This is a genomic window from Franzmannia pantelleriensis, assembly GCF_900102875.1.
GTDB classification, from domain to species: Bacteria; Pseudomonadota; Gammaproteobacteria; order Pseudomonadales; family Halomonadaceae; genus Franzmannia; species Franzmannia pantelleriensis.
This window is the reverse complement of sequence record NZ_FNGH01000007.1, coordinates 116356-124245: the sequence shown is the minus strand read 5'-3', so window position 1 is coordinate 124245 and position 7890 is coordinate 116356. Positions and strand designations below refer to the sequence as shown.

The 7890-nt window shown below is 64.3% G+C and carries 7 protein-coding genes; all 7 read right to left on the bottom strand.

Annotated elements, in window-relative coordinates; all coding sequences use genetic code 11:
- Nucleotides 1-60: 60 nt before the first annotated feature.
- A complete protein-coding gene (locus BLT16_RS10450; protein ID WP_089658465.1) occupies nucleotides 61-891 on the bottom strand; it encodes an ABC transporter permease subunit in 831 nt (276 codons plus the stop codon).
- Between the two features lie 2 nt (nucleotides 892-893).
- Nucleotides 894-1805 carry an ABC transporter permease subunit gene (locus BLT16_RS10445; protein WP_089658464.1) on the bottom strand — a complete coding sequence of 304 codons (912 nt, stop codon included), beginning with the start codon at nucleotides 1803-1805 and terminating at the stop codon, nucleotides 894-896.
- A 13-nt stretch (nucleotides 1806-1818) separates the two neighbouring features.
- Entirely contained in the window at nucleotides 1819-2955 is a 1137-nt protein-coding gene (potA, locus tag BLT16_RS10440) for a polyamine ABC transporter ATP-binding protein (protein ID WP_089658463.1), read from the bottom strand.
- Between the two features lie 67 nt (nucleotides 2956-3022).
- Nucleotides 3023-4126: a polyamine ABC transporter substrate-binding protein gene (locus BLT16_RS10435; RefSeq protein ID WP_089658462.1), complete on the bottom strand. Its 1104-nt coding sequence runs from the start codon at nucleotides 4124-4126 to the stop codon at nucleotides 3023-3025.
- 124 nt (nucleotides 4127-4250) lie between these two features.
- Entirely contained in the window at nucleotides 4251-5597 is a 1347-nt protein-coding gene (locus BLT16_RS10430) for a glutamine synthetase family protein (protein WP_089658461.1), read from the bottom strand.
- Between the two features lie 54 nt (nucleotides 5598-5651).
- Nucleotides 5652-6941 carry an NAD(P)/FAD-dependent oxidoreductase gene (locus tag BLT16_RS10425; protein WP_089658460.1) on the bottom strand — a complete coding sequence of 430 codons (1290 nt, stop codon included), beginning with the start codon at nucleotides 6939-6941 and terminating at the stop codon, nucleotides 5652-5654.
- Between the two features lie 192 nt (nucleotides 6942-7133).
- A complete protein-coding gene (locus BLT16_RS10420; protein WP_089658459.1) occupies nucleotides 7134-7889 on the bottom strand; it encodes a HesA/MoeB/ThiF family protein in 756 nt (251 codons plus the stop codon).
- Nucleotide 7890 lies beyond the last annotated feature (1 nt).

The window sequence follows — 7890 nt, the reverse complement described above, 5'->3', positions numbered from 1 at the left end:
CTGCATCGCGATTGAAATCGCTCCTATGATTGTCCTTGGCGCCATTATCATCAGACTGAATCAGCCGGCGTCCTGCTGGGCCATGGCTATGCGCCGCTTGTTTTCGCTTCTGCGCATGAAGTACCAGGCCAGGAAGGTCGCCAGCGATACCGCCAGGATGATCAAGGTGGCAAGGGCGTTGATCTTCGGCGATACCCCCATGCGCACCGAGGAGAACACCACCATCGGCAAGGTACTGGCACCGGGACCGGAGACGAAGCTGGCAATGACCAGGTCGTCCAGCGACAGGGTGAAGGCCAGCAGCCAGCCGGCGGCCAGCGCCGGGGCAATCACCGGTAGGGTGATCTGGAAGAAGGTCTTGACCGGCGGCGAGCCGAGATCCAGCGCCGCCTCCTCGATTGACAGGTCGACCTCGCGCAGGCGCGAGGCCACCACCACTGCCACATAGGCGCTGCAGAAGGTGGTGTGGGCAATCCAGATGGTGACCATGCCGCGATCCGCCGGCCAGCCGATCATCTGCGCCATGTGCACGAACAGCAGCAGCAGCGACAGGCCGGTGATCACCTCGGGCATCACCAGCGGCGCGGTGACCATGCTCGACAGCGCGGTCTTGCCGCGAAAGCGCGTGAAGCGGGTCATCACGAAGGCCGCCATGGTGCCCAGGCACACCGCCATGGTCGCCGAGAAGAAAGCGATACGCAGGCTGGTCCAGACTGCGGCCAGTATCTGACGGTCGCGGAACAGTTCGATATACCAGCGGCCCGAAAAGCCCGCCCACACCGTCACCAGTCGCGACGAGTTGAACGAGTAGAACACCAGGATCGCCATTGGCAGATACAGAAACAGCAGCCCCGCGATCAGCATCAGCGTGGTAAAGGACGGTTTCTTCATGGTCACTCCTTCAGCTCACGGCTCTGATAGCGGTGGAATAGCGCAATCGGGATGATCAGAATCGCCAGCATCACCATCGCCAGCGCCGAGGCCACCGGCCAGTCGCGGTTGTGGAAGAACTCTTCCCACAGCACCTTGCCGATCATCAGCGTGTTGGGGCCGCCCAGCAGCTCGGGGATCACGTACTCGCCCACCGCCGGGATGAACACCAGCATCGAGCCGGCGATGATGCCGCCCTTGGAGAGCGGCAGGGTCACCTTGAGGAAGGTATTGATCTTGCGCGAGCCGAGGTCGGAGGCGGCCTCCAGCAGCGAGCCGTCGAGCCGCGACAGATTGGCGTAGAGCGGCAGGATCATGAACGGCAGGTAGGCGTAGACGATGCCCAGGATCACCGCGAAGTTGGTGTTCATCATGCGGATCGGCGAGTCGATCAGCCCCAGCCACATCAGGCCATTGTTGATCAGGCCATTGTTGCTGAGGATCCCCATCCAGGCGTAAACGCGGATCAGGAACGAGGTCCACGACGGCAGCATCACCAGCAGCAGCAATACCAACTGCCAGCGCGCCGGCGCACGCGCCATGGCGTAGGCCATCGGGTAGCCGATCAGCAGGCACAGCAGGGTCGACAGGAAGGCGATCTTCACCGAGCCCCAATAGGCGGCGATGTACAGCGTATCGGTGGTCAGAAATAGGTAGTTGCCGAAGTTCAGCGCGACGTTGAGTGTCTCGGCGCTATAGTCGAGGATGGCGCTATAGGGCGGCACCGAGATCGCCGCCTCGGAGAGACTGATCTTGAGCACGATGCCAAACGGCAGCAGAAAGAATAGCGTCAGCCATAGCAACGGCGCCGCGATCACCCAGCCACGACCGGGGCGAAGCAGGCGCGGCAGGCGCGCCAGCGGGGAAGGCTTCATGGCTCGCTCCTACTTAGTCGCGCAGCACTACGGCGCTGCGGTCGTCCCATTGGATGTAGACGCTGTCGTCCCAGGTGGGGCGCTCGCCGCGGCGTTCGGTGTTGGCCAGGCTGACCTTGACCAGATGATTCTGCTCGGTGCGTACGAAATAGACCGACGTACCGCCCAGGTAGGCGATGTCCTCGACCTGCCCCGCCGCCCAGTTGTACTCGCCGCTGGGCCGTTCGCGGCTCAACCCGGTCTTCTCGGGGCGAACCGCCGCCCACACCCGGCGGTTGTCGGCCTCGGTGGTGACGCCGTGACTGATGTAGATCTGGCGCCCCAGCTGGGGGCTATCGATCACGCAGTGGTCGGCTTCGTCGGTGACGATATCGCCCTCGAACAGATTCACGGTACCGACGAATTCCGCCACCATACGGCTCGCCGGACTCTCGTAGACGTCCATTGGCGAGCCGACCTGGGCGATCCAGCCATCGGCCATGATCGCCACCCGATCGGCCATGGTCATGGCCTCCTCCTGGTCGTGGGTGACCATGATGCAGGTCACCCCAACCCGCTCGAGGATCTCCACCACCTCCAGCTGCATCTCGGTGCGCAGCTTCTTGTCGAGCGCTCCCATCGGCTCGTCCAGCAGCAGCAGCTTGGGCCGCTTGGCCAGCGAGCGCGCCAGCGCCACGCGCTGACGCTGGCCGCCGGATAGCTGATGCGGTTTGCGCTTGGCAAAGCGCTCCATGTGCACCAGCTTGAGCATCTCGGCGACGCGGTCGTCGATCTCCTGCCTGGGCAGCTTGTCCTGCTTGAGACCGAAGGCGATGTTCTGCGCCACCGTCATGTGCGGAAACAGCGCATAGGACTGAAACATCATGTTGATCGGGCGCTCGTAGGGCGCCATCGTGGTGATGTCCTCACCGTCGAGCAGGATCTGGCCTTCACTGGGCTTTTCGAACCCCGCCAGCATGCGCAGCAGCGTCGACTTTCCCGACCCCGAGCCGCCCAGCAGCGCAAAGATCTCGCCACGCCGGATGGTCAGGTTGACGTCATCCACCGCCAGCGCGCCATCGAAACGCTTACTGATACGACGTATATCAACCAGCGCGTCATCGTCGAGACGCCGTTGATGGGCCTGTTCCAGGCCCTGGGATTGCAGCATCGTCCAGCCCCCCCGAGTGTGATCGTGAAACACCGGCGACCGACCCGAGGGCCGGCCGCCGCAGCGGTTACTGGCCGGACTTGACGCGGTTCCAGATCCGCGTGCGCATGCGTTGCACCGCCAGCGGCTTCTCTTCTGCCACGTAGAGGTTGTCCATCACCTCCTGATCGGGATAGACCGCCGGGTCGTTGAGGATCTCAAGGTCGAGGTACTCGTTGGCTGCCAGGTTGGGGTTGGCGTAGATCACATACTCGGTGATGCCGGCGGCAATCTCCGGCTCGAGGATAAAGTTGATGAAGGCGTGGGCATTCTCGGGGTTCGGCGCATCGGCGGGGATCGCCATCATGTCGAACCACAGCGCCGCGCCCTCCTTGGGAATGCTGTAAGCGATGGTGAAGTCGCGTCCGGCTTCCGCGGCGCGGTCGGCGGCCTGGAAGATGTCGCCGGAGTAACCCGCTGCCACGCAGATATCACCGTTGGCCAGGTCCGAGATATAGCGCGAGGAGTGGAAATAGGTGATGTTGTCGCGCACCGCGGCGATCAGCTCGCCGGCCGCCTCGAGATCCTCGCTCTCCTCGGAGAGCGGCGACAGACCCAGGTACGCCATCGCTGGAGACAGCATCTCGTCGCCGGAGTCGAGCATCGAGATGCCGCAGCCGCCCTGGTTGAGGGCCGTGGTGACCTCGGGATCGAAGATCAGCGCCCAGGAGTCGACTGGCGCATCGTCGCCGAGGATCTCGGTCACCCGTTCGACGTTGTAGCCGATACCGTTGGTGCCCCACATGTAGGGGATCGAGTACTGGCTGCCCGGATCGACGTACTCCAGATCGTCCATCAGGTCAGGATTGAGATTGACCATGTTGGGGATCAGGTCATGGTCCAGTTCCAGGTAGACCCCGGCGCTGATCTGACGGGTCAGGTAGTGGTTGGAGGGGACCACCACGTCGTAGCCGGAACGCCCCGAGAGCAGTGCGGCTTCCAGCACCTCGTTGCTGTCGTAGACGTCGTAGATGACCTCGATCCCGGTCTCTTCGGTGAAGCGCTCGAGGGTATCCTCGGCGATATAGTCCGACCAGTTGTAGACGCGCACCTCGTTGGCCTGGGCTGCCGCGGCGGAGAGCCCCAGGGTGGCAGCGGCAACAGCTACCGACAGCGTGTGATATCGAAACATCGTGGCACCTCGTTCTTCGGATTGTTGTCGTCAGCCTCGGCGGCTGGCACCTGACTAGCGTATCCGCAGCCTGTGGCGAAGGCATCAACGCTAGGTTTCACTTACTGCTCGATGGGCGGCATGCTCATACGCTCAGCAGCAGGAACTCTCGCTCCCAGGAGCTGATCACGCGCTTGAAGTTCTCATTCTCGACCCGTTTTACCGCCACATAGCCCTGGACGAACTTGCGGCCCATGTACTCCTCCAGCTCCTGGCAGTGCTCCATGCGCTCCAGCGCCTGCTCGAGGGTGAACGGCAGGCGCAGGTTACGCCGTTCGAAGGCCCGTCCCTTGACCGGGGCGCTGGGAGCCACCTGCTTGATCATGCCCATGTAACCGCACAGCAGACTCGCGGCGATCGCCAGATAGACATTGGCATCGGCCCCCGGCAAGCGGTTCTCGACCCGTCGGTTGTGTGACGAGCTATCCGGTACCCGTAGCCCACAGGTGCGGTTCTCCTCTCCCCACTCGACGTTGACCGGCGCCGAGGTATCGGGCAGAAAGCGGCGGAAGGAGTTGACGTTGGGCGCCATCAGCGGCAGCGCCTCGGGGATGAATTTCTGCAGTCCGCCAACGTGCCACAGGAACAGATCGCTATGGGTGCCGTCGGCATTAGCGAATACGCTCTCACCGCTGGCGATATCCAGCACGCTCTGGTGCAGATGCATGGCGCTGCCGGGCTCGTTGGTTACCGGCTTGGCCATGAAGGTCGCCGCAACGTCGTGCTTGAGTGCCGCCTCGCGCAAGGTGCGCTTGAACAGGAACACTTGGTCGGCCAGCACCAGCGGGTCACCGTGACGGAAGTTGATCTCCATCTGCGCGGTGCCCTCTTCATGGATCAGGGTGTCGATGTCGAGCCCCTGTTCCTCGCACCAGTCGTACATGTCCTCGAACAGCGGGTCGAATTCGTTGGCGGCATCGATGGAGAACGACTGACGCCCGGTTTCCTGGCGCCCACTACGACCGATCGGCGGCTGCAGCGGCAGGTCCGGATCCTCGCAGCGCTTGGTCAGGTAGAACTCCATCTCCGGCGCCACCACCGGCTGCCAGCCCTGATCGGTGTAGAGCCTGAGTATCTTCTTGAGCTGGTTGCGCGGCGACAGTTCGATGGGGTTGCCCTGCTTGTCGAAGCAGTCGTGGATCACCTGGGCAGTGGGTTCCAGCGCCCAGGGCACCGGGTAGGCGGCACTGATATCGGGCTTGCAGATCATGTCGATGTCGGCAGGATCGAGCAGCGAGTAGTAGATATCGTCCTCGACGTAGTCACCGGTCACGGTCTGTAGCAGCACGCTCTCGGGAAGACGCATGCCCTTCTCGGCAACGAACTTCGAGACCGGCGCGATCTTGCCGCGGGCGATGCCGGTGATGTCGCTGACCAGGCACTCGACTTCGGTGATACGTCGCTCTTTCAGCCAGCTTTCCAGATCTTTCATGGGAACCTCTTGGTGGCTAACGCCCGGCGGGCCGCTAGGCGAAGCGTATTGCGGTTATAGCCTGTCGCGCAGCTTGTAGTATTGGGTGGCCAGCACCAGCAGCGGCGTGCGCAGACGCCGCCCGCCGGGGAAGCGTCGGTGCGGCATGGCGGCGAAGACATCGAAGCGTTCGTGCTGCCCGGCGATGGTCTCGGCCAGCAGCTGGCCGGCCAGCCCAGCCAGGGCCATGCCGTGGCCGGAGTAGCCCTGGGCGTAGTAGAGATTGGCATCGAGACGCCCGAAGTCCGGCGCGCGGTTGACGGTGATCGCCACGTCACCGCCCCAGCGGTATTCGATGGGGATCCCGCTCAGCACCGGGAACAGTCGGGCGATCTTGGCATCGATGCGCGCCTCCAGCCCACGCGGCTCGCGGCCGTTGTAGCTGACTTCGCCGCCGTAGATCAGGCGCCGGTCGCCGGACAGGCGATAGTAGTCGAGCACGAAGTTGGCGTCAGACAGGGCATCGTTATGCGGCAGTACCTGTGCGGCCTGGGCTTCGCTGAGCGGTGCGGTGGCAATCATGTAGTTGGCGGCGGGCATGATGCGGCCGTCGAGCTCCGCCACCAGGCCACGCAGATAGGCGTTGGTGGCTACCACCAGGCTGTCGGCGATCACCACGCCCTGAGGGGTGAACACGCGCACCGGCGCGCCGCGCTGAATCTCCAGCGCCGGCGTATGTGGATACAGTTCGGCGCCGGCTCGCTCGGCGGCACGCGCCAGGCCCAGGGTGTAGTTGAGCGGATGCAGGTGGCCGGCCTCGCTCTCGAACAGCGCGCCTGGGTAGGCATCGCTGACCACGCGCTCACGCAGGGTGTCGCCCTCCAGCCAGCTCAAGGCTTGGTAGTCGTAGTCGCGGGCCAGGCGATCGCGGAAATCCTGGAGTTCGCGCACGTGACGCGGCTTGACCGCGGCGTGCAGATAGCCCCAGGCCAGGTCGCAGGGGATCGCATGGCGTTCGACCAGGGCGGCGGTCAGGCGCACCGCCTCGCGGCTCATCTCCCAGATCTCGCGGGCCCGCGGCCGCCCCAGCGCCTTCTCCACCGTGATGATGTCGGTCCCCAGGCCGGGCAGGATCTGACCACCACTGCGCCCCGAAGCGCCGTGACCTATCTCACCAGCTTCCAGCAGCGCCACCGAATAGCCGCGTTCGGCCAGATGCAGCGCCGTGGAGCAGCCAGTCACCCCACCGCCGATAACGCACACGTCGACGCGCCGCTCGCCGGCCAGCGACTGACTGGCCTCGGGGCGAACAGCAATGCTGTCGCGATAGTAGGATGCGGGGGCCTCAAAGGTCGGTTCGGCCATGCGGGATTCCTTGTAGAGCGAATCGGGTCGCCGGTTATTGTTGTTGAATTCTTTCACCATCTACTGGCCAAGCCATGCCTCTTGGTGCTGACCAACGCCATCAGTCTGCCATCAGACCACCAAGGCATGTCAAGTATTCAATAACGATAAACATCGAGCCGTCGAACGCAGACTCAGGAATACCGCGCAGGCTCAGCGCCTGCAGCAGGCGGCACAGGCGGGGTCGCGGGGGACCTTGAAGTGGCGCCACTCGCCGCGCAGGCCGTCGAAGGTGGAGAGCCCGCGGTGCGGCGTGCCGGCCCCGCTCAGCAGCTTGACCGCCTCGAGCGCCTGAAACGTGCCGATCACCCCGACCAGCGGTGCCACCACGCCGTTCTCGGCACAGCGCAGCTCGTCGTCGGCCTCCCCCGCCTCGCCCGGTGGATAGAGGCAGGCGTAGCAGGGGCTTGAGGGATCGCGCAGATCGAATACCGCCAACTGGCCGGAGAAACGAATTGCCGCGCCAGAGATCAGCGGCCGCCCCGCGGCCAGGCAGGCACGATTGATAGCGTAGCGGCTGGAGAAGCGGTCGGTGCAGTCGATCACCAGATCGCATTCGGCCACCGCGCCAGCGAGCGCTTCGCCGTCGAGATGTGCGGTGAGCACCTCGACCCGACAGCCTGGGTTCAGCGCCTGGGCCGCCTCGCGGGCGGACTCTGCCTTGTTGCGCCCCAGATCGGCCTGAGCGTGGGCGATCTGACGCTGCAGGTTGGAGAGTTCGACCACATCGGCATCGGCCAACGTCAGCCGCCCGACGCCGGCGGCCGCCAGATAGAGCGCCACCGGTGAGCCCAGCCCACCGGCACCGATCACCAAGGCGTGGCTGGCCAGCAACCGCTCCTGGCCGGCAATCTCGATCGGCTCGAGCATGATCTGGCGGCTGTAGCGCAACAGCGCCTCATCGTTCATG